This window comes from Mycobacterium sp. (genome assembly GCF_035697385.1).
GTDB lineage: Bacteria > Actinomycetota > Actinomycetes > Mycobacteriales > Mycobacteriaceae > Mycobacterium.
Window position 1 is genome coordinate 1 of record NZ_DASSCY010000250.1, and the last position, 23076, is coordinate 23076.

Annotated in this window: 20 protein-coding genes and 1 pseudogene; 15 read left to right on the forward strand and 6 right to left on the reverse strand. The window is 64.9% G+C overall.

What is annotated here, in order from left to right; all coding sequences use genetic code 11:
- Positions 1–181: hypothetical protein (locus VFH65_RS21065; RefSeq protein ID WP_353323992.1), on the forward strand; the 181-nt coding region annotated here is incomplete at its 5' end.
- 587 nt (positions 182–768) lie between these two features.
- Positions 769–2412 (forward strand): hypothetical protein, encoded by a 1644-nt coding sequence (locus VFH65_RS21070; RefSeq protein WP_353323993.1) that lies wholly within the window; start codon positions 769–771, stop codon positions 2410–2412.
- On the opposite strand, the gene VFH65_RS21075 is transcribed toward VFH65_RS21070, so the two are convergent.
- Genes VFH65_RS21075 through VFH65_RS21090 form a run of 4 tightly spaced genes read right to left on the reverse strand, consistent with a single transcriptional unit; the run spans position 2409 to position 5711 of the window.
- Positions 2409–3047: a nucleoside triphosphate pyrophosphatase gene (locus VFH65_RS21075; RefSeq protein WP_353323994.1), complete on the reverse strand. Its 639-nt coding sequence runs from the start codon at positions 3045–3047 to the stop codon at positions 2409–2411. The two genes, VFH65_RS21070 and VFH65_RS21075, sit on opposite strands and share 4 nt — an antisense overlap.
- Entirely contained in the window at positions 3044–3298 is a 255-nt protein-coding gene (locus tag VFH65_RS21080; protein WP_414688474.1) for an acyl-CoA carboxylase subunit epsilon, read from the reverse strand. The genes VFH65_RS21075 and VFH65_RS21080 overlap by 4 nt, the downstream gene beginning before the upstream one ends.
- On the reverse strand, positions 3292–4920 hold the full coding sequence (locus VFH65_RS21085) for an acyl-CoA carboxylase subunit beta (RefSeq protein ID WP_353323996.1): 1629 nt from the start codon (positions 4918–4920) through the stop codon (positions 3292–3294). The genes VFH65_RS21080 and VFH65_RS21085 overlap by 7 nt, the downstream gene beginning before the upstream one ends.
- A gap of 35 nt (positions 4921–4955) precedes the next feature.
- The gene (locus VFH65_RS21090) at positions 4956–5711 is read right to left on the reverse strand and encodes a class I SAM-dependent methyltransferase (RefSeq protein WP_353323997.1); all 756 of its coding nucleotides are present in this window, start codon (positions 5709–5711) and stop codon (positions 4956–4958) included.
- 459 nt (positions 5712–6170) lie between these two features.
- Between VFH65_RS21090 and VFH65_RS21095 the strand changes: the two genes are divergently transcribed.
- From VFH65_RS21095 to VFH65_RS21125, 7 genes are all read left to right on the forward strand, one after another.
- Complete coding sequence (locus tag VFH65_RS21095) at positions 6171–7310, forward strand: glycosyltransferase (RefSeq protein WP_353323998.1); 1140 nt, start codon at positions 6171–6173, stop codon at positions 7308–7310.
- Positions 7311–7388: 78 nt separating this feature from the next.
- Positions 7389–8072, forward strand: coding sequence for an acyltransferase (locus VFH65_RS21100; RefSeq protein ID WP_353323999.1), 684 nt, complete (start codon positions 7389–7391; stop codon positions 8070–8072).
- Positions 8072–9199, forward strand: coding sequence for a glycosyltransferase (locus VFH65_RS21105; protein ID WP_353324000.1), 1128 nt, complete (start codon positions 8072–8074; stop codon positions 9197–9199). The genes VFH65_RS21100 and VFH65_RS21105 overlap by 1 nt, the downstream gene beginning before the upstream one ends.
- Before the next feature lie 46 nt (positions 9200–9245).
- Positions 9246–9929 (forward strand): acyltransferase, encoded by a 684-nt coding sequence (locus VFH65_RS21110; RefSeq protein ID WP_414688473.1) that lies wholly within the window; start codon positions 9246–9248, stop codon positions 9927–9929.
- Positions 9929–11050: a glycosyltransferase gene (locus VFH65_RS21115; RefSeq protein ID WP_353324002.1), complete on the forward strand. Its 1122-nt coding sequence runs from the start codon at positions 9929–9931 to the stop codon at positions 11048–11050. The genes VFH65_RS21110 and VFH65_RS21115 overlap by 1 nt, the downstream gene beginning before the upstream one ends.
- Positions 11043–12218 carry a lipopolysaccharide biosynthesis protein gene (locus VFH65_RS21120; protein WP_353324003.1) on the forward strand — a complete coding sequence of 392 codons (1176 nt, stop codon included), beginning with the start codon at positions 11043–11045 and terminating at the stop codon, positions 12216–12218. Before VFH65_RS21115 ends, VFH65_RS21120 begins: the two co-directional genes overlap by 8 nt.
- The gene (locus VFH65_RS21125; protein WP_353324004.1) at positions 12215–13363 is read left to right on the forward strand and encodes a glycosyltransferase; all 1149 of its coding nucleotides are present in this window, start codon (positions 12215–12217) and stop codon (positions 13361–13363) included. Before VFH65_RS21120 ends, VFH65_RS21125 begins: the two co-directional genes overlap by 4 nt.
- On the opposite strand, the gene VFH65_RS21130 is transcribed toward VFH65_RS21125, so the two are convergent.
- Positions 13356–14741 carry a hypothetical protein gene (locus VFH65_RS21130; RefSeq protein ID WP_353324005.1) on the reverse strand — a complete coding sequence of 462 codons (1386 nt, stop codon included), beginning with the start codon at positions 14739–14741 and terminating at the stop codon, positions 13356–13358. The genes VFH65_RS21125 and VFH65_RS21130 overlap by 8 nt on opposite strands.
- A 204-nt stretch (positions 14742–14945) precedes the next feature.
- Entirely contained in the window at positions 14946–16316 is a 1371-nt protein-coding gene (locus VFH65_RS21135) for an O-antigen ligase family protein (protein ID WP_353324006.1), read from the reverse strand.
- Between the two features lie 174 nt (positions 16317–16490).
- On the opposite strand from VFH65_RS21135, the gene VFH65_RS21140 reads away from it, so the two are divergent.
- The 6 genes and pseudogenes from VFH65_RS21140 to VFH65_RS21165 all read left to right on the forward strand — a co-directional run.
- Entirely contained in the window at positions 16491–18017 is a 1527-nt protein-coding gene (locus VFH65_RS21140) for a polysaccharide biosynthesis tyrosine autokinase (protein ID WP_353324007.1), read from the forward strand.
- 20 nt (positions 18018–18037) lie between these two features.
- Positions 18038–19273: a lipase family protein gene (locus tag VFH65_RS21145; protein ID WP_353324008.1), complete on the forward strand. Its 1236-nt coding sequence runs from the start codon at positions 18038–18040 to the stop codon at positions 19271–19273.
- Positions 19270–19938 carry a YveK family protein gene (locus tag VFH65_RS21150; protein ID WP_353324009.1) on the forward strand — a complete coding sequence of 223 codons (669 nt, stop codon included), beginning with the start codon at positions 19270–19272 and terminating at the stop codon, positions 19936–19938. Before VFH65_RS21145 ends, VFH65_RS21150 begins: the two co-directional genes overlap by 4 nt.
- Positions 19935–21260 (forward strand): lipase family protein, encoded by a 1326-nt coding sequence (locus tag VFH65_RS21155; RefSeq protein ID WP_353324010.1) that lies wholly within the window; start codon positions 19935–19937, stop codon positions 21258–21260. Before VFH65_RS21150 ends, VFH65_RS21155 begins: the two co-directional genes overlap by 4 nt.
- Positions 21257–22540 (forward strand): acyltransferase family protein, encoded by a 1284-nt coding sequence (locus tag VFH65_RS21160; RefSeq protein ID WP_353324011.1) that lies wholly within the window; start codon positions 21257–21259, stop codon positions 22538–22540. The genes VFH65_RS21155 and VFH65_RS21160 overlap by 4 nt, the downstream gene beginning before the upstream one ends.
- Positions 22540–23076, forward strand: a pseudogene (locus VFH65_RS21165) (alpha/beta hydrolase); the annotation flags it as partial. The gene VFH65_RS21160 and the pseudogene VFH65_RS21165, both read left to right, overlap by 1 nt.

Consider the following 23076-nt stretch of genomic DNA (forward strand, 5'->3'; position numbering starts at 1 on the left):
GAATAGGGTCGGTGTCGGCGACCCTCGAAAACATCGTATTGGTGTTTGCGATCGCATTGGTGGTGTCGACGGTGTCCTTCTATTGCGTCGAGCGGCCCGCGATAAACGCCGCGAGGCGGTTGAGGAATCGTTGGCGATGACCTCCGGCCACTGGGCCCATCACGTGGTCATCAACATCTGAGATCCAGCAGCATTGTTGCTCGCAGCAGGGCAATGGGATTCGTCGACCAATAATCTCTTAAGGCGGACACCGCGTTGCTGCGGATAGCTAGTGCCTTTTGCGAAGGACTTCGATAATGGCACTTCAATCGTTCGCCGGCGTGGGTTGGGCAATCCGCGTGCGCGCTCGCCGGCGCGCCCCATGGTCGAACGCTGGGTCATCTGTGGCCGGCTGGAGGCACCACACTTCGGCGATCTACGCGCTGATTCGTCACCACTGCGCAGCGCTACGCGTCCTGATCGTGATCGCGTGAAATCCCGACTGGCACAGTTCGTTATCTGGACATTGCAGTGCTGACCGTCACGGGTGCGCCGGCCAGTACATGCGGCGAGTCGGCGGCGCGTATGAGCTGACAGATGTGTTCGCCGGTCAGTGAAGTCTTCGCATTCGGGACAGAGTTGGAGAGCAATGTCCGATATTGGCCGAAAAAATATTGACGGTTGCATTGCGAAGTTGCCAGCGATGATGCAAATATGTTGCTGTCCAGTCAGAGACATTTGACTAGCGGGCCGGTGAAACAGTTTTGCCGGGGGGAAGTGGATTTTGCTATGACGAGCAAGCATGCCAAGTCGAACAACCAGAGCGTGATGATCAAGGCCGCCGCGGCCGCCAGTGCGCTGGCCGCTGCGAGCGCCGCCATCTGCGTGCTGCAACCGGGGCAGGCGGCGCCGAGACCAGCGAATCAGGTCGCAACGTCGCTGCTGGGCGCCTATGCGACGCCCAACGCCCTGGTCGCCGCGCAGAGCGATCTGCCGGTGCCCGTTGACTCGCCGGTGCCAGCCCTGATTGCGCCCAGCGGCGCGAGCGCTCCCAGCGGCGGACCGGTGGCGATCAGCCAAAGCTCTTCGCCCTCACCGACTCTCGTCAGGTCAGCGTCTCTCGTCGGTTCCGCGGGTTCCGAGTCCGGCGCGGTAGCCGTCTCGCGCAGCGCAGACCCGTCGGCACCCATTGGTGCGATCCCCGAATCCAACAAGGTCCGCGAAATGATCGGCTCCGGCCAAAGCAGCGCGGTCCTTCCGGCAACGGCTGCGACCCCGGCGCTCGCGGCACCCGTTGCGGGGCCCGACTTTTTCCAGATGGCCACCGACATGTTCCGGATTTTCGTCAGCGACGGCGATGAACCCGGCGAAAACGGCGGGCTTCTCTGGGGGAACGGCGCTGCGGGCGGGCCTGGCCAAAACGGCGGTAACGGCGGTCTGTTCTTCGGCAGTGGCGGCCAGGGCGGTGACGGCCTTCCGGGTCAGGCCGGCGGCCACGGCGGCAACGCCGGCCTGTGGGGCAACGGCGGCGCAGGCGGCGCGGGCGGCGATGCGGTCAACACCGAGGGCGCGGCCGTCGGCGGTGCCGGTGGTAACGGCGGTGCCAGCCTGTGGATCGGTAACGGCGGGGCAGGCGGCGCGGGCGGTCAAGCCACTGCCACCGGCGACGCCACAGGCGGTGCCGGTGGTCAAGGCGGCGGTGGTGGAAGGCTCATCGGCGACGCGGGAACCGGCGGGGAAGGCGGTTCGGCGACGAGCACGACCGGCACTGCCACCGGCGGCGACGGCGGAAGAGCCGGAGACATCGGAATCGAGGGCAACCTCGCCCAGGGCGGCGCGGGCGGCGACGCTCAATCCGTCTCGGGTGATGCGGTCGGTGGTGCCGGCGGCGACGGCGGAAACACGCTCTTCGACGGATACGCAGGCACCGGCGGCGAGGGCGGCAACGCCACAACGGGCACGGGCGACGCCACCGGCGGCGCAGGGGGCGACGGCGGCAGGAACGGCTGGGACGGCTTCGGCGGCCACGGCGGCAACGGCGGCACCGCGAACACCGGCGCAGGGACGGCCACCGGCGGTGACGGTGGTGACGGCGGCCCCGGCGGCTGGAGCGCAATCAGCGGATCGGGCGGTCATGGCGGCGCCGCCGCCACCGGCAATGGCACCGCGAACGGCGGCCACGGCGGCAACGGCGGCGACTCGCTGCCCCTGAGCCTCAATGCACCGGGTGGTAACGGCGGCAACGGCGGAGACGGAACTGCCACCGTCGGCACCGGCAACGGCGGCGACGGCGGTCGCGGAGGCGTCGGCCAGCTTGGCGGGCCCAACGGCGCACCCGGCACCGGTGGCACCGGAACCGGAAGTGAAGGCGGCACCAACGGCAATGACGGCGGTTCGGACGACAGCGGAGGTTCGGACGACAGCGGGAGCTAGGCCGGACTGGACTTCCACAGCTGGGCGACCGACAAGCCGCCGTGCGCGAGCAGCCGTCGAATCAACGGCAGACCGATACCGATCACCGACGACGGGTCGCCCTCGACACCGTCGATGAACCAGCCGCCGAGACCGTCGAGCGTGAAGCCGCCGGCCACCGCCATCGGCTCGCCACTGGCGACGTATGCGTCCAGATCCGCAGGCGACGGGCTGCCGAAGTTGACCACGGTCGCGGTGGCGTCGGCGGCACGGTAGGTAATCATGTTGTCCTGCAACCGAATTACGCAGTGCCCGGTGTAGAGCGTGCCGGACGTGCCTGCCATCTGCTGCCAGCCCTCGCGCGCCGCGGCCTCCGAGGCCGGTTTTCCCCTTAGCTCGCCGTCGCGGTACAGCATCGAGTCACAGCCGATCACAACACAATCGGCGCCGACCTCGGGGTCGAGAACCTGTGCGACGGCGTCGGCCTTGGCGGCGGCCAACACGCACGTGACCTCACCCGGCGTGGCGTCCGGATCCACGCGTGCGACGACTGCGTCCTCGTCGACACCGGAAACAATTACGAGCGGATCAATTCCAGCCTGGCGCAACACTTTACGACGACCTGACGAGGCCGACGCGAGCACCACCCTGGTCATTTCCGCATGTGCGTCCGTTCCAGCAGCGTGACGCGCTGCCAGCTGAAGGTCGGGTAGCGCAGCCGATCGACCGGGTGACCCCATAGGTTCAGCTCTGCCTCCCGCGGCTCAGACGGCGCACTTGAGGCGGCCGCGACCACCGCGATCAGCGCGCCAAGCTCCTCCTGGCTGGGCTGGCCCTTGACCACCTTGATGTGCGGGTCGTGCGCGTGCGGATCTACGGCCGCAACCTCGTTTTCGTTACTCACAATGGAATGTTCCCGTGCTTCTTCGGCGGAATCTGGACGACCTTGCGCTCCAGCAGCCGCAAGGCCGTGGCGACGTAGCCGCGCGTGTGCGACGGCGGGATCACCGCGTCGACGTAGCCGCGCTCCGCCGCGATGTACGGGTTGACGAGCGTGTCCTCGTAGTCCTGCTGCAGCTGCAGCCGCAACGCGTCCACGTCCTCGCCCTTCTTGGCCGCCTCGCCCAGCTCCTGGCGGTAGACGAAGCCGACAGCACCGGAGGCACCCATGACGGCGATCTGGGCCGACGGCCACGCGACGTTGACGTCGGCGCCCATGTCCTTGGAACCCATCACGCAGTACGCGCCGCCGTAGGCCTTGCGGGTGATCACCGTGATCTTGGCGACGGTGGCCTCGCCGTAGGCGTAGAGCAGTTTGGCGCCGCGCCGGATGATGCCGTTGTACTCCTGGTCGGTACCCGGCAGGAAGCCCGGAACGTCGACCAGCATGACGATCGGGATGTTGAAGCAATCGCAGGTCCGGATGAACCGGGCCGCCTTCTCCGAGGCGTTGATGTCCAGGCAGCCGGCGAACTGAGTCGGCTGGTTGGCGACGATGCCCACCGGACGTCCCTCGATACGGCCGAACCCGACGATGATGTTCGTCGCGTAGCCGGCCTGTACCTCGAGGAACTCGTCGTCGTCGAGGATGCGGGTGACGACCTCGTGCATGTCGTAAGGCTGGTTTGGCGAATCCGGGATCAGCGTGTCCAGCTCGAGGTCCTCGTCGGTGAGGTTGTCCTCGATCCCGCCTGCCGGGTCCGGCGCGGGGTAGCGCGGCGGGTCGGAGTAGTTGTTCGGCGGCAGATAGGACAGCAGCTCGCGAACGTAGTCGAAGGCGTCCTGCTCGCCCGAGGCGACGTAGTGTGCCGTGCCCGACTTCGCCATGTGGGTGTGCGCCCCGCCGAGTTCCTCCATCGTGACGTCCTCACCGGTGACCGTCTTGATCACGTCGGGCCCGGTGATGAACATCTGGCTGGTCTGGTCGACCATAACGACGAAGTCGGTCAGTGCGGGGGAGTACACATGCCCACCCGCGGCGGCGCCCATGATCAGCGAGATCTGCGGGATCACACCTGAGGCCAGGATGTTGTTGCGGAAGATCCGGCTGTAGAGACCGAGGGAGACGACGCCCTCTTGGATGCGCGCGCCCGCGCCGTCGTTGATGCCGATCAACGGGCGTCCGGTCTTGAGCGCGAGTTCCTGTACCTTGACGATCTTTTCGCCGTACACCTCGCCGAGGCTGCCGCCGAAGACCGTCGCGTCCTGGGAGAAGATGCACACCTCGCGGCCGTCGATGGTGCCGTAACCGGTCACCACGCCGTCACCGAGCGGCCGCTTGTCGGCCAGGCCGAAGTTGGTGCTGCGGTGGCGGGCAAGCGCGTCCAGTTCGACGAACGAGTCCTCGTCCAGCAGCGCGAGAATGCGCTCACGGGCGGTCAGCTTGCCCTTGGCGTGGGTTTTCTCGACCGCGGCCTCACCGACGGGGTGCAGCGTCTCTTCTTGGCGCCTGCGCAGATCGGCCAGCTTGCCCGCGGTCGTGTGGATATCGATCTCGTGCTCGGAGGCCGGTTCGGTAACGCTAGTCATGGTCGTCGATCTTATCGACTCCTTAGATTGCCCACTCAGGCAGGCTTGCGCAGCACCACCACGGCGAAGCTCGTCAGCGACGGCCGCGGGTGCTTGAGGAGGAAGTTCGACTTCGCGCGCTCCACGGCGTCCAGCGGCTTGACGTAGTGGTAGTAGTGGTGCCCGAAGGTCGCGTGGTACTGCTCGACCCGGAACCCGATGCTCTCGAAGCGTCGATAGGCGCGCCGGGTAGGGCCGTTGGTCCAGCGGTAGTAGGCGGGGAACTTCTCCAGGTTCTCGGAGTTGATCCGCCCCGGCTGCACCTTGTCGAGCAGCTTGCGGGCGAGCTCCTCCGGGATGATCTTGTTCACCATGAACGGGAACGTGAACAGCGTCGGGAAGTAGTGCACCGACAGTCCGCCCGGTCGCAGCAGCTTGAAGCAATTCTCGTGAAACACACGGGGATTGGGCAGGTGCTCGCACAGCATCTTTGAGAACACGAGGTCATAGGAGCCCAGTTCGCCCTGGATCGGCTGGCACAGGTCTGCCACCCGCGTCTCGACATCGCCCTGCGCCTTCGACAGCTCGCCTGCGGAGATGTCCACGACGATGCGGTGCTCGGCGAAGCCCCACTTCTCGCCGTCGCCGACGAATGGATTCGCGCCACCACCGAGCTCGGCCACTGTCTTCACGCCGTTGCTGCGCGCCAACTCCAGGACTCGGTCCTCATACCCTTCCCAGAGCGAGGCCATATCTTGGTAGTTGACTTGGCCCCTGGCTGTCATCACCGAACCGACGGCGTCGCTCCCCATGTGCCCACTTTCGATTGTGTAGTTTGCCGGGACGCCACACTATACATCGGCAGCGGTGCCCAACGCTGGTCGACGGCCACGGGTACGGCCTGCGGTCGGGGGCCTTTGGGCAGATCGAAAATTCGCCGGAAAAGCCCCACGCGGCCAACTTCACAGATCAAGGGCATTTGCTACCCCACCTACCGCCATTGTCTGGGCAATTCGGCCCAAGCCAGCTAAGTAGTTAAAAGCGCAATGTTCATGTCGATGCCACGGCCTGGTCCCTGGCCGTACCTGTGCCGCCGCTGCGCCGCCATGGCGGCCGTAACCACCAGCAAACCGATGTACGGGCGGGTGAACACTTCCGGTAGCTTGTGACCGAGACGAGTTTGCGGTTCTATATAGGGCTGCAGGTGCAAATAGTCATCCAGCCATATGTCCGCAAATCGGCCAGCGAAGCCTTTCGAGGGGATTATCAGCGTGCAAGCAGTGCGGAAATACGACGGTGTTGACGGGCCGCGAGTCGCGATCGCGCACGACTACCTCACCCAGCTGGGCGGTGCGGAAAAGATCGTCCTCTCGATGAGCAGGGCGTTTCCCGAAGCGCCGATCTACACCATGCTCTACGACCCCGACACCACCTATCCGGAGTTTGCCGAGCGCGACATTCGGGTGTCGCCGGCCAACAAGTTCGCTCCGCTGCGCAAGCACCACCGCGCCGGGCTGCCGTTCTTTCCCCTTCTCGCGCGGTCGGTTTTCGTCGACGCCGACGTCGTGCTGACGAGCACGAGCGGCTGGGCGCACGGATTCCGCACCAACGGCCGCAAGTTGATCTATTGCTACTCGCCCGCGCGCTGGCTGTATCTGTCCGACAAGTATCTCGGCGAGGACAGTGGCGTCATCAAGCGCGCAGGCCTTGCGCTGACGAAGCCCTTCCTCAAGGCGTGGGACCGCCGCCAGGCATTGGCAGCCGACAAGTACTACGCGATCTCCACGTTGATCAAGGGCCGCATCGCCGACACCTACGGGATAGATGCGGAGGTGATGTTCGCGCCGGTCGCGATGTCGCGCTCGTTCACCACGGAACCGATTCCCGGGCTGGACAGTTCCGGCGGCGATTTCTACCTGGTGGTGTCGCGGCTGCTGCCGTACAAGAACGTCGACGTCATCGTCCGGGCCTTCGCGGGCAGCGACCGCCGGCTGGTTGTCGTCGGCAAGGGCCCTGACGCCGAGCGGCTGCGCGCGATGAAGACACCGAACGTGCAGATGCTGTCGGATCTGACCGACGGCCAGATGGCGTGGCTGTACAAGAACTGCCGCGCCTTGCTCGCGGCGAGCTACGAGGATTACGGGCTGACGCCGATCGAGGCCGGCGTGTGGGGCCGGCCCAGCGTCGCGCTGCGGTTCGGCGGCTTCCTCGACACGATCGACGAAGGCGTCACCGGCATGTACTTCGACGAGCCGGCGCCCCGTGCTATTGCGGACGCGCTGGACCGGTTCGAGGCCGCCGAGTTCGACCCCGACAAGATCCGCCGTCACGTCGAACAGTTCACCGAAGAAGTCTTCACCGAAAAGCTGCACACCGCTGTCGACAAACTGGCGGCCGTCGATGCCTCCTGACCAGCCCGGTGGCGTTGCCACACAGAGCTGTCACGACATTGTCGAGGCTATGGTTATTTCCGATCTAGGACAGGAGCAATGCAGGTGAGTGTCGAACCCGCCACCGCGGATCCCGAGGACGTTGCCCGCAAGCGTGCGGCCGCTCCAGGGCTGAAGATGCCGCCGGAGCCGGAGTGGGTGCTTGGCCCCGACGGCCGGGTGGTGGATTTCAAGATGCAGGGCATGGGGATCGGGCGTAAGGCTCGTAACCGGCTTGGTGAGCTGATCTACAACATGTTCATCACCCACATCCCGTCGCACACGATCCGGCAGGGCTATCTGCGGCTGATGGGCGCGACGATCGGCAAGCGGTCGGCGATCATGCGCGGGACGACCATTTTGGATATCGAGTTCCTCACCATCGGTGACGGCACCACGGTTGGCTCGCGCTGCTTGCTGGATTCCCGTGCGGGGCTTTACATCGGCGACAACGTCATCATCGCCGCCGATGTGCACATCCTCGGCGGAGGTCACGACATCAACCATCCCGACTTCCTTCCGGTGCCGATCCCGACGGTGATCGAGGACTACGTGTGGATCGCCAGCAGGGCGATGGTGTTGCCGTCGCTCATCCGTCGCGGCGCCGTCGTCGGCGCACAGGCGCTGGTGATCAAGGATGTCGGCGAATGCGAGGTGGTCGGCGGCAACCCGGCCAAGGTCATCTCGAAGCGCGATCCGGAAGCCCTGAAATACACCGGCAAGTTCCGCCCCCTGTTCTGGTGATGACGCCATCGCTTTCCGAGTACCGGCTCGTCTACGTCGGACCGGCTGAAGGTGAAACCGCCGTCGGTGATTACGCCGAGAACCTGATACCCGTGCTGCGGCCGTACTTCGGTGAATTGGTCGAACACCGAACCCTCAGTCCGGGCGCTGACGGCGCGCGCGACATCTGGCGGCACAGAAAAGCGGTTGCCGATCTCGTCGCTGCGGGACCGCCCGGTCGAGTCCTGGTCCATGCCGAACTGGCTGGCGGCGGGCTGGTGCCGTTCTGGTCGACCGCCGGCCTGCGTGACGTTCCGGTAACCGCCACCGTGCACGACCCCCCGCAGGGCATCTGGTGGCCGGCGCGGACCCGGTTCGTGGCCCGGCACCGGCTCGTCATGCACGGCTTGCACTATCCGCTGCGCCCGCTGTCGCGCGCGCTGGAGGGTGCAGTGAACTCGGACCGCACCATCTTCGTTCTCAGTCAAGTGGGGCGAGAATCGGTCGAGCGGACCTATCCGAAGACCAGCACGGTGTATGTGCCGTACCTGGTCTGTGAACGCACGACCATCCGGCCCGCGCAGGATCGGCCGAAAGCCATCGGTTTCTTCGGGCACGTGTACCGCGGCAAAGGCTTCGACCAGATCGAACGCATCCGGCGAGAGCTTCCTGACGACATCCTTATCCGTGTTGCAGGGCGCGGGACCGAAGCGCTGTCCGGCGCGGACGGCGTCGAGGTTGTCGGCGCTGTCGAGGGACCTGATGAGGACGCGTTCTTTGACTCGGTCCGGGCGATCGTGATTCCTTACGGAAAGCGTCACTTCTACGCTGAGACCTATCCGGCCTCCTCGGTCGCCGCTCACGCCCTGGCTTACCGCACCCCGATCGTGTGCACCGGTTACGGATCCTTGGCCGAATTCGATGAACAGAGCGGGGCCGTTGTCGTTCCGATGAACGGTACCGACGTCCATCAAGTGCCCCCTGGGTTCTCGGCGGCCATCGCCTCGTTGGTCAACGACGAGTCGCGGCTCACCGAGCTCGGCAAGAACGCCGACCGCACCAGGCAGGAGCGCTCGGCGCCGCGGATAGCGGAGGCATATGTCGCCGGCTGGTCGCAGATGCTGGCCGGCCGCGGCGAACGTGGATGACGCCAACTTCGTTGACGCCAAGGATGTTTCGGACAGGACAGGAGCAATGCAGGTGAGTGTCGAACCCGCCACTGCGGATCCCGAGGACGTTGCCCGCAAGCGTGCGGCCGCTCCGGGGTTGAAGATGCCGCCGGAGCCGCAGTGGGTGCTGAACGAGCAAGGCCGTGTCGTTGATTTCAAGATGCAGGGCATGGGTGTTTGGCGTAAGGCGCGTAACCGCCTCGGTGAGCTGATCTACAACATGTTCATCACCCACATCCCGTCGCACACGATCCGGCAGGGCTATCTGCGGCTGATGGGCGCGACGATCGGCAAGCATTCGTCGATCATGCGCGGCACGACCATTCTGGATATCGAGTTCCTCACCATCGGAAACGGCACCACTGTCGGGCTGCGTTGCCTCCTGGATTCCCGTGCGGGGCTTTACATCGGCGACAACGTCACGATCGCCAGTGATGTGCACATCATCGGCGGAGGTCACGACATCAACCATCCCGACTTCCTTCCGGTGCCGATCCCGACGGTGATCGAGGACTACGTGTGGATCGCCAGCAGGGCGATGGTGTTGCCGTCGCTCATCCGTCGCGGCGCCGTCGTCGCGGCGCAGGCATTGGTGATCAAGGATGTGGGGGAACTCGAGGTGGTCGGCGGCAACCCCGCCAAGGTCATCTCCAAACGCAATCCGGACGCCTTGGGCTACAGCGCCAAATACCGGCCGCTGTTCTACTAATGGGCCCAGCGCTAACCGAATACAGCCTGGTCTTCGTTGGACCGGCGCCAGGGCAGACAGCGGTGGGGGATTACTCGGAAGACTTCGTCGATGCTGTTCGTCCGTACTTCGGTGAAGTCGTCGAGGTCCGTACCGCCGGACCGCTGGCCGACGGGGTTCGAGAAATCCGGCAGTATCGGCGCGAGATCCACCAGGCGATCGCCAATGCCAGGCTTTGCCGCGTTCTCGTGCACGCCGAACTGGCCGCAGGCGGGATCGGTGCGTTCTGGTCCATCGCCGGGTTGGGTGACGTTCCGGTCACCGCGACGATTCACGACCCGCCGCAAGGGCGCTGGTGGCCGGCCGGTACCAAGTTCATCGCAAAGCACCGATTGCTGTTCCACGCCATCCACTATCCGTTGCGACCGTTGTCCACCGCCGTCGAGGGAGCGGTGAACGGCCGCAGGACCTTGTTCGCGCTCACCGAGACCGGACGGCGGTCGATCGAGGTCAGATACCCCAAGACGAACTCCGTCTACGTGCCGCACATCGTCCGCGAGCGGCCCGCCGTCCGGCCCGTCCAAGACCGGCCGAAAGCGGTCGGATTCTTCGGACATGTGTACCGCGGCAAGGGCTTCGATCAGATCGCCGGTATCCGAGCCGCTTTGCCGGATGACATCGTGATCCGCGTGGCCGGTAGGGGCACCGAATCGCTCGCCGCCGCGGACGGCATTGACATCGTCGGGACGGTCGAGGGGCCTGCTGAGGACAGGTTTTTCGAGTCGGTCCGGGCGATCGTGGTGCCGTATGGAAAACGGCACTGGTACGACGACACCTACCCGGCCTCCGGTGTGGTCGCTCACGCCACCGCTTATCGCACCCCGGTTGTCTGCACGGATTACGGCTCGCTCGCTGAACTGAATGAGAAGACCGGAGCGGTCGTGGTCCGCACAGGTAGCGCGGACCCCGAAGTGATGGCGCGGGATCTCGCCGGGGCCATCACGTCGCTCGTCAACGACAATGCGCGATTGACCGAGATCGGCGAGTTCGCCGAGAAGACGCGTCAGGCTCGTTCAGGTGCCCGAACGGCGGAGGCGTTTGCCGCTGTCTGGTCGGAATTGCTGGCGCGCCAAGGTGTCTGAATCCTCCGCGCCGGTGGCGGCACCGCGCAACCTCGCCAAGACGCTGCTGGCGCTTGTCTGGATCTACGGCGGCCGCGGCCTTGGCCTGCTGTGGACATTGGTGTTGATCCACCAACTCGGTATCGACGACTACGGCATGTACGGCATGGCAGTCGCGCTCAACGCGATAGTCGGTCCGTCGCTTGACAATTCGTTCTCCGTGCGTGCCATCCGGGAATCCGAGGAGCGGTTCCTGGCCGAGCGGGTCACGCGGTTCATCGTGGCGTTCGCCCTCATCGCCGTGGGACTGACGCTGATGGGCAAGGTGTACGTCGTCGGGTTCGGCCTGACCGTCGCCGGCGGCGAGATCGCACTCAACGTCGTCAAGAGCCGCTGGGCGCGCGACGGCCATCCCGATCGCGTATACCGGATGGACACCGCAAGGCAGTTCACCGGTATCGGCGTGGGGACCGCATACCTGTACCTGGCGCCGGCACCGACACTGCTGGGTGCGAGCCTGGCCTATTGCACGCCGTACGCGGTGATCATCGTGCTTGCCGCCGTCTCAGCGGGCAGGCATCGGCCGGGGCTGCCGGGCCCACCGCGACTGATGGCAGCGCTGACCGGGGAGATGCTGGGCACAGCCGCCTACCTGCAAGGCGACGTGTTGCTGCTCGGGGCACTGACCAACAGCACGACCGTCGGCTACTACACACTGACTTGGGTAGCTGCCGCGGCGGTCGCCGCAGCGGGCCAGTCCTTCGGAATGACCTATCACGAGGCGCTGCGCAAGGCCGATGGAGACTTGTCGGCCGGCCCGCCGCTGCGAAATACGCTGATAATAGCCGTGATCGGCGGAACGCTGATATTCCTCATCGGTGTAGGGCTGCTCGTCTCACCCGCGCCGACCGAGTTGGCTGTTGCGATGATGATCATGTCGGGATTCGCCGCACTGCGCATCGTGGTGTCGGTGTTCCAGGTGATCCTCTACACCCAGCGCCGGGACGTGCTGCGGTTGACGGCCGCCATCGGGCTGGTCCCGTTCAAGCTGGGGCTGGTCGCCGCGCTGTCGTTCGCGGGTGCCGTCGGCGCCGCGATCTCCACCACGATCACTGACGCGGTGCTGCTGGTCATATTCGCCTGTGGGTTGTATTGGACGAAGACGAGAACGAAGACGAACAAGACATGACGAAGGTGAGCTTCGTGCTGTCCAAGGACCCGGTCCTGGAGCACACAGGTGACATCGCGCTGGCCCGGCTTCTGATGCGGCTGGCCGCTGACTCTTTCGACGTTTCGGCAATATGCTTATCGCCGGAATCAGGCACTGTCACCGCTGATCTGGCCGGAACGGGTATGCCCCTCATCCGGGTCCGCAAGTCGCAGATTCAGCCTCGCAGCCTGCTCACCAGGTCACTGCGAAGCAGGCGCAGCCTGGTGCACGTCAGGTTCGACACCGATGAACTGGCTGAGAGCATCGAAGGTTGCGACGCCGACGTATTCGTCGCCGAACACAGCTACATGGCCGAATCATTTTTGCGCAGTAAGCATTTCGGTACCAAGAAACTGGTGGTCAACACCAACGTCACCGAGTCGCTTGTGTGGCGGGCCACTCGCGGCGTCCTCGGGCGCTTCGAGGAACCACGGCTGTTGCGTGACGAACTGCGGGTCGCGCTTGCGGCGGACGCGGTAGGAACCTATGACGCGGAGGAAGCGGAGTTTTATCGCACGCGTGGAGTGAAGGGCGTGCGCTTTCTCGACATCACCATGCCACCGGGCGAGCAGGTCGACATCTCGGCGAGCCCGCCACGGCTGGTGTTCATGGGCACCCGCGACTGGCCGCCCAACCAGGAGGCCTTCCTTCGTGCACTGAAGCTGTGGCCGCGGATCGCTGCCGGCATTGCGGACGCCGAACTCTGTGTGGTCGGCGCGAAGAAACCGGGGGCGGCGGACCCCGAGTATCCCGACGGTGTGCGCGACCTTGGATTCGTCGACGACCTGCAGGCCTTCCTCGGCACGTGCCGGGCGATGATCGCGCCGATCAAAACCGGTGGGGGAGTGCGGGTGAAGCTTCTCGACGCCATCCGGATGGGTCTGCCAGTGGTGCCAACCACAGAAGCGATCGGCTCGCTGGGGCCGATATTCGACCTCACCGCGCTTGACGACGACGACGCGTTCATCGCCGAATGCCGGCGCTTCCTGACCGACCGCGACGCGGCGGTGCGCGCAGGCGATCGATTGTTCGAGATCAACCGAAACCGCTGGGAGCAGCGCCTGCCGCACCGCGCGGTGGAGGCACTGCTGCGGGCCGAGGACCTCGCGGCAGACGCTACGTAAGGGTGACCTTGAAGCCCGTCCACGGCATCCACGTCATGTAGCCGTGCTGGAAGTTCACCCTGGTGCCGCCGTCGACGTATATCTCGTCACTTGTCGCAAGGCCCAACTGTGGCACCCACGCTTGCGCGAAGCCGTAGCTGGCCCAGTGCACGCCCGTGGCTTGTGACCACCAGACCCGGAAACCGTTGGCGCCGTTGAAATCCTGCCAACCGTTGGCGAACGAGGCGTTGGGCGTGGCGTTCCTGCTTACCGCGAAGTCCGCCACCGGTTTGGGTGAGGAGAAGATCCCGCCCGGCGCCTCGAACAGCGTGTTGACCGTCCGGATCTGCGCCCACATCGTCGGCGTCGCGCGAAACACCGGGCTCAGCACGCTGCCGTGAGCCGGATCGGTGATCTTGGAAAAGCGTTGGAACTCAGGCGATTTCGGCGGACCAGCGGCTAGCGCGGCCTGAAGATCCTGCTGCGCTTGTTTGGGGGTCCAGTCGGACTTGAAGACCCCGAAGGTGTCGTCCGGGTTGGTGCTGGCGGTATCGCGGTCGCGCGTGGTGTAGAAATACAGCGGCCCGGCGTAGGGCATCTCCTGCCATTTGGTGTACATGTCCTTGAGGAACGCCGTCTGGCTGGCCTCGTCACTGACGGAGGTCGGCTGGCCGTACTCGGTGTTCCAGATCAACTTGGCCGAGTCGCCATTGGCGATCATCGACTGACGCATCGCCATCAGCTGGTTTACCGGCGAATTCGCGTGCGGGACGCCCTCGGAGAACTTCAAGTAGTAGTGATAGGGGTGAAACGACAGGGCGTCGAAGAAGTTCTTCGCGCCGGCGGCGTACATCCCGTTGACAAACCTCACCGGGTCCATGGCGAAGTTTCCCCAGTCGATCACCGCGCCGACGACGGCTCCGATGACGGTGACGGACGAGTCGACCGCCTTGATCTTCGGGTATGCGGCCTTGAGCAGGTCCGTGTAGCCGGCCGGGTCCGGCTGCGGCGAGTAGAAGTAGGCCGAATTCGGCTCGTTCCAGATTTCGTACGCCGAGACCTTGCCCTTGTAACGGGTCGCGACTTTGGCGGCGAAATCGCCGTATACCGCCGGCGAGGCAGGCCTGCCACTGATGGCCCACCCGCCGGGCGCCACCGCCCACCCCGGTGTCGAGTTGATGAACCCGACGACCGATATGCCGCGGGCCGCCGCGGCGTTGATGGACTTGTCCACCATCGACCAGTCGAGCTGGCCCTGAAACGGCTCGACCCCGGCCCACGGAATCATCAATCTGATGGTCCGCGCATTGCTGCTGCCGATCAGCCCGAGGGTTCGCTCCACATCGGCGGGGGACAGGCCGTAAATATCGGAGTCGGCAAAGCCGATTGTGGTCGGCAATGGATTGATGCTTGCGCTTTCGGCGACCGTAACCCGCCGGGGTGCTTCCGGCGGAAGCACGATCGCGATCGCAACCGCGCAAACCACTCCGCAAAAGACTGCAACAGCAATTGTGCTGATGCGGCGACGCCGCCTATTGCGAGCGCGCACGAGTAACCTCCAGCGTTATTGGAGCTGACGCATTCTCGGCGCGTCAGTGCGCACTCAGTGTGCCAAAACCGGCGACTTTTCTTCGCTCTGTGGATAAGCGTGTCGCCGTAATTCTTCGGTCCGCGCGCGATCAATGTAGACCAGAAACGCTAGCAAAATCGAGAACTTCAGCGTGGCCTGCGGAATCCCCACGACCGGGTGATCCAGATTCAGGGCGACAACGCAGAAGCCGATGAACACACCGCCGTATATTGCCCACGGCAACGAGTGCGAGCGCAGCGCGCGATACGACATGATGCCGCCGATGACCATGACCGCGATGAAACAAAGGCCCGTGATAATACCGCCGCGGTAAATCGTCAGCAGGGGAGTATTGGACACGTGATTCAAAGTGAAGGCAAACTCACCGTCTCTGAATTCCTGTCGTCCCCAGCCCAGCCCGAAAAGCCAGTTGCCCGACATTTGATGAGGGAAGTCCCGCAAGGCCTCCAAGCGTGATGTGGAACCCGCGTCGTCGGTCCTGAAGGAGGTGAAAATGCGACGCCTGATGGGCGGTGCCATCAAGGCGGCCACGGCCGCGAGGCCGAACCCGCTGAGGAGCAGCACCCGGTCTCGGGATCGCATGCCGTGGAACACCAGCACCAGCAACACGCCAGCAACCACACTGAAAATTCCCGCGCGGCTCAGGGTTAGTAGCAGCGCCGCGGTGATGATCGACGCGAGCACCACCCGCCGCCAGCCCGTGAAGAGGACTACGCAAAGACAGAGGGCGACCAGCATGCAGATTCCTGCGCCGTTCGGATCCACCCATGTGCCGCCCAGCCGGACAGTGCGGGAGGCGCCTTCATCCGTGAATGCGAACCGGGTCGACGTATATTCCGCCGCGTACCCGAAAACCCTCAAATAGCGGAATGACGTCGAGTTCGGGTCGAAGACGACGAGATACATGCCGAAAATGGCGTTCAGCGCCGCACCAACGACAAATATTCGGCCGAAACGAGCCATATTCTCCGGTGACAACTGCAAGAGCGCCAGCACCGCTAAAGTTGCGAGCAACCACTTGATGAAAACCGCGATAGCAAGGATATTAACGCCCGTCGCAATTACGGAAAGAGCGGACGTAATAATCAAGGCAATGATAGCCCACTCGAGCGGATGCATCGATCGAGCAAGCCTCGGATGAACGATGGCAGCCACGACACAGCCGAATACGAACGGCAGGTAAAGAGGTACGTGGACGCCGGGGAAATATCCGAATGGGAGTGCCGCCAGCACGAACGCCAGGCCCCAGTACAGCCAAAGTGGGTGTCGCAAGCCGATATAGACGGCCAAGATCACTGCGATCAGCGCGACCACACCCAGCATGGACAGCTTGCCGAACGAGATTGCCAGCCACACTACGGCCGGAATCGCAGCAACGATCAACAGGGATACCATATGATTGCGGAGATGATCCCAGCGAGCGTTCACGAGGACTATGTTCTCAGCTCGACCAGCTAAGCTCAAGCCGGTTGGTCGGAAGCGCGTCGATGGGCTCGGATTGGTTCTCGACCGCTAATCTGTCAACCGTTGCAACGCAGATACTCGAGGGGAACGACATTGGAGATCAAAGAATACCTGCGCATTTTCGCCAGGTACTGGTGGGTGATCGTGGTCCTCACAGTGTTAGGCGCCGCAATCGGTTGGGCCACTTGGCAATTCACGACCCGCGAATATCAGTCGACCGCGACGCTGTTTGTGGCGACCCAGAGCGGAAGCACGGTCACCGAGGCCTACCAGAACAACCTCTTCTCCCAAGAGCGCGTGGTGTCCTACGCGGGGCTGGCGACCAGCGAGCAAGTCGCGGCCCGCGCAGTCGACCAGCTCAAGGCGCCGATCTCCCCTCAGGAGCTGCGAGCAAAGATCTCTGCGCTGCCCATGCCGAAGACGGTGCTCCTCAACGTCGGTGTGACCGATACTGATCCTGCCCAAGCGCAAACATATGCCAACGCCGTGGCCGACCAGCTGATCGGCCTGGTGAGCGAGCTCGAAACGTCCCGCCGCGGCGGCAGCCCCGCTGCCGGTGTGGTCCTCGTCGACGAGGCTGATTACCCGACCACGCCGCTTGGTATGGGGATGTTGTTGCGGGTCGGTTTAGGTGCGGGCGCCGGCCTGCTGATTGGAATCGTGGCGGCGATATTGATCGGTGACCTCGACAAGCGGTTGCGTGGACGTGAAACGGCGGAAGCGGCCAGTGGATCCCTGGTGATCGGCGGGCTTCCGGTGGACCCGTCACGGCCCAAGGTCGACATCGTCGACCTCAGTGCCGACAGCCTGTATGCCGAGCGGCTTCGCGAGCTGCGGACGAATTTGCGGTTCGTCGTCCCGGCAAACGGCGACAAGCCGCCAAACCTGATAGCTGTAACCAGCCCGTCGCAGGCTGACGGGCGAACAACCGTCGCGATCGACCTGGCGGTGGCGCTGGCAGAAACGGGCCGGTCCGTAGTCCTGGTTGACGGCGATCTGCGCAACCCCGCCGTCGCCGACCGGCTGCCGATCAACGGGCCGATGCGCGAAGGTGCGTCAACGCGCGGACTGAGCACCGTGCTGGTCGGGGAGCACACGATGGTCGAGTCTGTCCTGCCCGAGGTCGCCGTCGGCCATCACTCCATTGCCGTCCTGCCTGCCGGGCCTGCCGCTCCGCGACCGGGTGAACTGTGGGCGAATGACCGCGCAGGCAGGTTGTTCGAGGAACTGGCGAACACTTTCGACTACGTCGTCGTCGACACACCGCCGCTGGACTCATACACCGATGGCGCGATTGTCGCGGCGTTGGCCGACGGCGCCGTGCTGTTGGCCCGCATCCGCAAGACGACCGGTGCCGCGGTGCGCCGCGCGGTACAGACGCTGAAGACCGCGAACGTGGCCCTGCTCGGCACCGTCGTGACGTTCGAACGCGGACAGCGCCGGGGTGGCTCGAGCGGGCGCTCTGAGGCAGGCAAGGACTCCCAAAACAACGGCACCCCTGCGAACAAGCGCGCAGGACGGCCTGCCAGTGATGCTTTGACTGACACCGTGGTCAACGGGCGTGGCAAGCCGGCGCGGTCGGCAAGCGGGTCCCCGCAGTCTCGGCACGGGGTCAGTTGATCGTGCGGTGGCGTGCCGTCGTGGCACTATCTGGCGCGCTGGCTGTGCTGGTGGGCTGCAGTCAGGGTGCGCCACCGGCTCCGCTCACCTATGACCGCCCGCCACAGGATCTGTCGCCCGAGTTCCCCGGCGCACCAGCGCTGCCGCCACCCAATCTGACAGACGACGGTCCTGGCTCGCTTGTCGAGGTGAAGCCGGCGGCAGCCAACGCGAGTCTCGAGGACGTCAACGCGACGGCGGTCAACGTCGTCTACCGGTCGACGTCTGGGGTCGACGGCGCGGTCACCGAGGTGTCCGGTCTCGTAGCCGTACCGCCCGGCGAGCCGCCAAGGGACGGCTGGCCGATCGTCGCATTCGGTCACGAGATGACGGGCGTGCTTAACAAGTGCGCACCTTCGTTGGCCCCTGACTTCTGGGGTTATGGGCAGGCGATGTCCACACTGCTGTCCCGTGGGTTTGTCGTCGCGCTCCCGGATTACCAGGGCCTCGGCATCGCAGAGCCCGTCCATTCCGTCGTTGATGCAGCGACGCTTGGCAACAACCTCATCGACGCGGCCCGTGCCGCACGTCGCGTGGTCCCTTCGGCGAGCACCCGCTGGGCGGCATTCGGGGTCGGGGAGGGTGGCCTTGCGGCGTGGGCCGCGGCCGAACGCGCCGGAATCTACGGTGGCGGAATGGATCTCGTCGGCTCGGTATCGATCTCTCCGTACGCAGACCTGTCGCCGCTGGCAGATGCGGCCGAGAACGGCAGCCTGTCGGGCCCGCGGCAGATGCAGTTGCTGGTTCAGGTGTTGCAAAGTTTGGCCAATATGGACCCGGCGTTTGATCTCGACGCCCATCGCTCCGGTATGGCGCGTCAGCAGTGGGAGATGTTGACCGACTGCGCCCCCAAGGACCCGGTACGGGCTCAGCGAGTGGTGTCGGAGTTGGACCCGGAGAATCTGCGTCCCCAAGACGCCGCAGCCGCAACGGATCTACGACAACGACTGTCCGGTGTGGCTCTGCCCGCCAGGTACCCCACCCCCGGGTCCGCGCCCGTACTGGTGTTGTTCGGCACCGAGGACCCGGTGGTACCGGCCGCAGGTATCCAGCGGGCGCTCGCCGCGGCCTGTGCCAGAGGCGATCGCATCGAAGTGATGAAGGGCGTCGGAGACGTCCAAGCGACGAACGACCAGAACATGCAGGCCGCGATCGCCTGGATGCGGGCCCGCTTCGATGGTCAACGTCTTGGAAACGTCTGCGTGGGTGCCACATGAAGTCGCCCTCGGGTGCTCCGCGCCTACGTGACTACGCGCGGATTGTTCGGAACGGCTGGATCGTCATCCTGTGCGCAACGGCGCTGTCGGCTGGCATCGGCTGGCTTGGCTGGCAGACCGCCAAGCCGGTCTACCAGGCGAGCACCACGCTGTTCGTGATCACGCCTGGCAGCGCCACACCGTTGGACGCGTACTACGGACAACTCACCGCTGTGTCACGGGTGCAGACCTACCAGCAGCTCGCTCAGAGCAGCCAGGTCACCTCGCGAACGATCGACCAGTTGGGGCTGGCCGAGACGACCGAGGAGCTGGCCGCGCAGATTTCGGTGGCACCGACGACCTCGGCGCTGCTCGACGTCGTGGTGACGGGCACAGATGCTGAACGAACCCGGGAGATTGCCAACGCCGTAGGCGCAAACATGGTCGAGCTGTCGCGCCAGCTGGCCGCTGTCGACACCGCGGATACGGAATTGGTGATGGTGGACGAGGCGGGCCTGGCCACGCGCCAGGGATCGGCATGGCGGTCCGTCATCATGGCGACCGCACTCGGCTTTGCCCTCAGCGTGGTGGCGGTGTGCGCGCGGGGGCTGGTCGCCGATAGACTGCTCGCGCGGGGAGAAGTCGGCCGGGTCGTCGGCGAGGTAGTCGCGGAAAGGGAGAGATGATCCGACCGCCCCTGGTGGTGGCGCTGATGTGCCCACTCCTCGCTATCGGCCTGACAACCGCTGGTTGCAGCCAGGACAAACCCCACCAGTCGCCCGCGGCTTCGATACCGGGGTCATCGGGCATCGATTTGAAGCCAGACACCACCGGCGCCAAGGAGGTCCCAGGGGCGCTCGCCTCGGCCACCACCTTGCCGACCGTCGACCGCCGGCTGCAATCGGCGACTTCGCTGGCCGCGCGCATCGAGTACACCTCGACGTCCGGCATCACCGCTGACCATACCCAGGTAACCGCAACGGTTTTCGTGCCTCGCGGCACCGCTCCAGAGGGTGGTTGGCCGATCATCGTGTACGGGCATGCGACGACCGGCATCCAGTCCGAGTGTGCGCCTTCGCTGTCGCCGACATTGCTTGGCTCGTCGACCGTCATTGCCACCCTCGTCAAAGCGGGCTACCTGGTGACGGTGCCGGATTATCAAGGGCTGGGCCTCGACGAGTCCTACCACCCCTACCTCGACGCCACCACGGTCGGCTACAACGTCATTGACTCGGTCCGGGCGGCGCGCCGCCTGGTTGCCGACGCCTCGGACCGGTGGTTGGCGGTCGGAGTGTCCCAGGGCGGCCAAGCGGCATGGGCCGCAAACGAACTCGCGGCCGGCTACGGAGGCGGGCTGTTCTTGGTCGGTACGGTCAGCCTGGCGCCGCCCACAGATATCACCGGGTTCGCGGAGATGGCGGCGTCCGGGACGTTGTCCAAGGATCAACAGGCGTCGTTGCAGCTGATTCTCGCCGCGCTTGCGAAGGAAAACGCCGGCCTCAACCTCGACGACTACCGGCGCGGTGTGGTTGCGCAGAGATGGGACGTGCTGTCGTCCTGCGAAGGTTCCCGAGTGAACGAGCGCGCCGAGGCTATTGAGCAGATCGGTCCTGACGACCTGCGTCCCAACGGACCCGAGGCAACGGCTGCGCTTTCGGAATACCTGCGGAAGCGAAGCCTGCCGCAAGCGCCGGCCGCCGCTCCGATGCTGGTTGTCTACGGCGGCACCGACTCATTCATCCCCGGCTCGTGGACCGACCGCGCACTCACCGCGGCCTGCACGATGGGCGACATCATCGACATCCAGTTCCAGCCCGACAAGGGACACAGCGACATCGACGTGTCCATGGCCTTCGGCTGGATCAACGAGCGTTTCGCGGGACTGCCCGCGGCCAACAGCTGTGAATCCTTCATCGCTGCCCAGCAGCCGGTCGAAGAACCCGTGACGACTTTCGGCGAGTCGGACCAAATCGAAAGTGGCGCCGACGAATTCCAGGAGGGCGAATGACCGCCGAATCGGCTCCGCCGATGCCTACCCCCACACCGCCTGTGCCACCGACACCGTCGGGCATCGTGCGCACCCGCAGCCGCATCATCGGGCTCGACGGAGCGCGAGGGCTGTCCTGCCTCGGCGTCGCCGTCATGCATGTGACCGCACATTTCTCGCCGCACACCGCCGCGACATGGAAGACAAACCTCGTCGGCCTGTCGCTGATCTTCTTCTACGTGCTCAGCGGCTTTCTGCTGTTTCTGCCGTATGTCCGGAAGCTGACCGAACAGCGGTCGTCGCTTAGCATGCCGAGCGCCGCGAATTTCGCAGTACATCGCATCGCACGCATCTTGCCTGGGTACCTGGCCATCTTCTTGATCTGCAATTACGTCTTTCAGGTCGTGTACGTGCAGAACGCCTCACTGCAACCGGCTGCGACTGACGACGGAACCGGGATGATCACCGATCCATGGCAGCTGCTCGCGAACCTGACGCTGGTGCACTCCTACATTCCGCAGTATTTCCAGACCGGACTCAACCCGTCGTGGTCGTTGACGCTCGAATACGCCTTCTACGTGTGTGTGCCGCTGCTCGGGTGGATGTTGTTCGCGCTGCGCAAGAGGACGTCGATGCGGCCCCTGCTGCTGGCCCTGGTCGCACCGCTCATCCTGATCGTGATCAGTTTCATCGGACGGTCTTTCGTGCCGCTGATGGTTGAGCGCGCCGGCCTTACCGATCGTCTGCTGATCGAGTGGGGACCCAACTGGGTCGCCGTCTTCACCAAGAGCCTGCTGACCAATGCCGACACCTTCGCGGTGGGAATGTTGGCCGCCGTGCTGATCGTCGCGATGGAACAGGACGCTGTGCGTGAGCGACTGAGCCGACGAGTACGGCTGTACAGCACGCTCGGTCTGTTCCCGAGTCTCGTCGCGACTGCGCTGCTGCTGAAATTCGCCAGCCACTTCGCCACCACTGCCATTGCGGTCCTGTGTGCCTTGTCGCTCCTCGTCATCGTCGCGCCGCTGGCGCGTGGGCAGGATTCAGCCATCGCGCGCCATCTCGACAGTGCGCCGCTGCGGTTTGTCGGCAAGGTCTCGCTGTCGGCGTACCTTTGGCACTTCCCGTTGATGCTCCTGCTGGGCCGCTGGGGGCTGATGGCCGGCGACTCGGTTCCCGGGATGCTGCGCAACGTCGTCGTGGTTCTCATCGTCACGCTCCTGGTGTCAACGGTTACCTACTATCTCGTCGAACAACCCGCAATGAACTGGGCGAAGCGCTATCGCGCCAGGTGGGCGTAATGCGTAGAGCGGTGCTGTGGGTCAGCTCCGTTGCAGCAGTCCTGCTGGTGATCGCCTCCGTCCCGCTGGTGTGGAAGTTCGGTGTGCGGCTGCTCGAGCACACCAAACAAGGTGCTGGCGGCGACCCGGTGCCGATCCAGACCGCCGATCTGACCGGATCGGGGCCCGGGTCGCTGGTCAGCGCGATGACGATGCCGGCCCTCGTCCGTAGCGAGGAAGGCAAGGTTCTCCAAGCCGCCCGCGTGGTCTACCGGTCCACATCCGGCGACACCGGGCGCGAGACCGTCGTATCGGGAGCGGTGTTCACGCCGCTGGGCGAGCCCCCCGAAGGTGGCTGGCCGGTAGTGGCCCTCGGTCACGGCACAACCGGCATCGACGAGGCCTGCGCGCCGTCGCTGTCGGAAACCTTGTTGGGTCTGTCGACCCCCGTCGCGGGATTCGTCAAGAACGGGTACGCCGTGGCGTTGCCCGATTACCAGGGTTTGGGCTCACCCGGTGTGCATCCCTATACCGATGCGCGAACCGCGGGCCTGAAC

Excerpts from the sequence above, each read along its gene's own strand:
- VFH65_RS21115 (WP_353324002.1), top strand. The coding sequence starts at position 9,929 with ATGGGCCCAGCGCTAACCGAATACAGCCTGGTCTTCGTTGGACCGGCG.
- VFH65_RS21110 (WP_414688473.1), top strand. The coding sequence starts at position 9,246 with ATGCAGGTGAGTGTCGAACCCGCCACTGCGGATCCCGAGGACGTTGCC.
- VFH65_RS21070 (WP_353323993.1), top strand. The coding sequence starts at position 769 with ATGACGAGCAAGCATGCCAAGTCGAACAACCAGAGCGTGATGATCAAG.
- VFH65_RS21075 (WP_353323994.1), bottom strand. The coding sequence starts at position 3,047 with ATGACCAGGGTGGTGCTCGCGTCGGCCTCGTCAGGTCGTCGTAAAGTG.
- VFH65_RS21160 (WP_353324011.1), top strand. The coding sequence starts at position 21,257 with ATGACCGCCGAATCGGCTCCGCCGATGCCTACCCCCACACCGCCTGTG.
- VFH65_RS21105 (WP_353324000.1), top strand. The coding sequence starts at position 8,072 with ATGACGCCATCGCTTTCCGAGTACCGGCTCGTCTACGTCGGACCGGCT.
- VFH65_RS21155 (WP_353324010.1), top strand. The coding sequence starts at position 19,935 with ATGATCCGACCGCCCCTGGTGGTGGCGCTGATGTGCCCACTCCTCGCT.
- VFH65_RS21100 (WP_353323999.1), top strand. The coding sequence starts at position 7,389 with ATGCAGGTGAGTGTCGAACCCGCCACCGCGGATCCCGAGGACGTTGCC.
- VFH65_RS21150 (WP_353324009.1), top strand. The coding sequence starts at position 19,270 with ATGAAGTCGCCCTCGGGTGCTCCGCGCCTACGTGACTACGCGCGGATT.
- VFH65_RS21085 (WP_353323996.1), bottom strand. The coding sequence starts at position 4,920 with ATGACTAGCGTTACCGAACCGGCCTCCGAGCACGAGATCGATATCCAC.
- VFH65_RS21125 (WP_353324004.1), top strand. The coding sequence starts at position 12,215 with ATGACGAAGGTGAGCTTCGTGCTGTCCAAGGACCCGGTCCTGGAGCAC.
- VFH65_RS21090 (WP_353323997.1), bottom strand. The coding sequence starts at position 5,711 with ATGGGGAGCGACGCCGTCGGTTCGGTGATGACAGCCAGGGGCCAAGTC.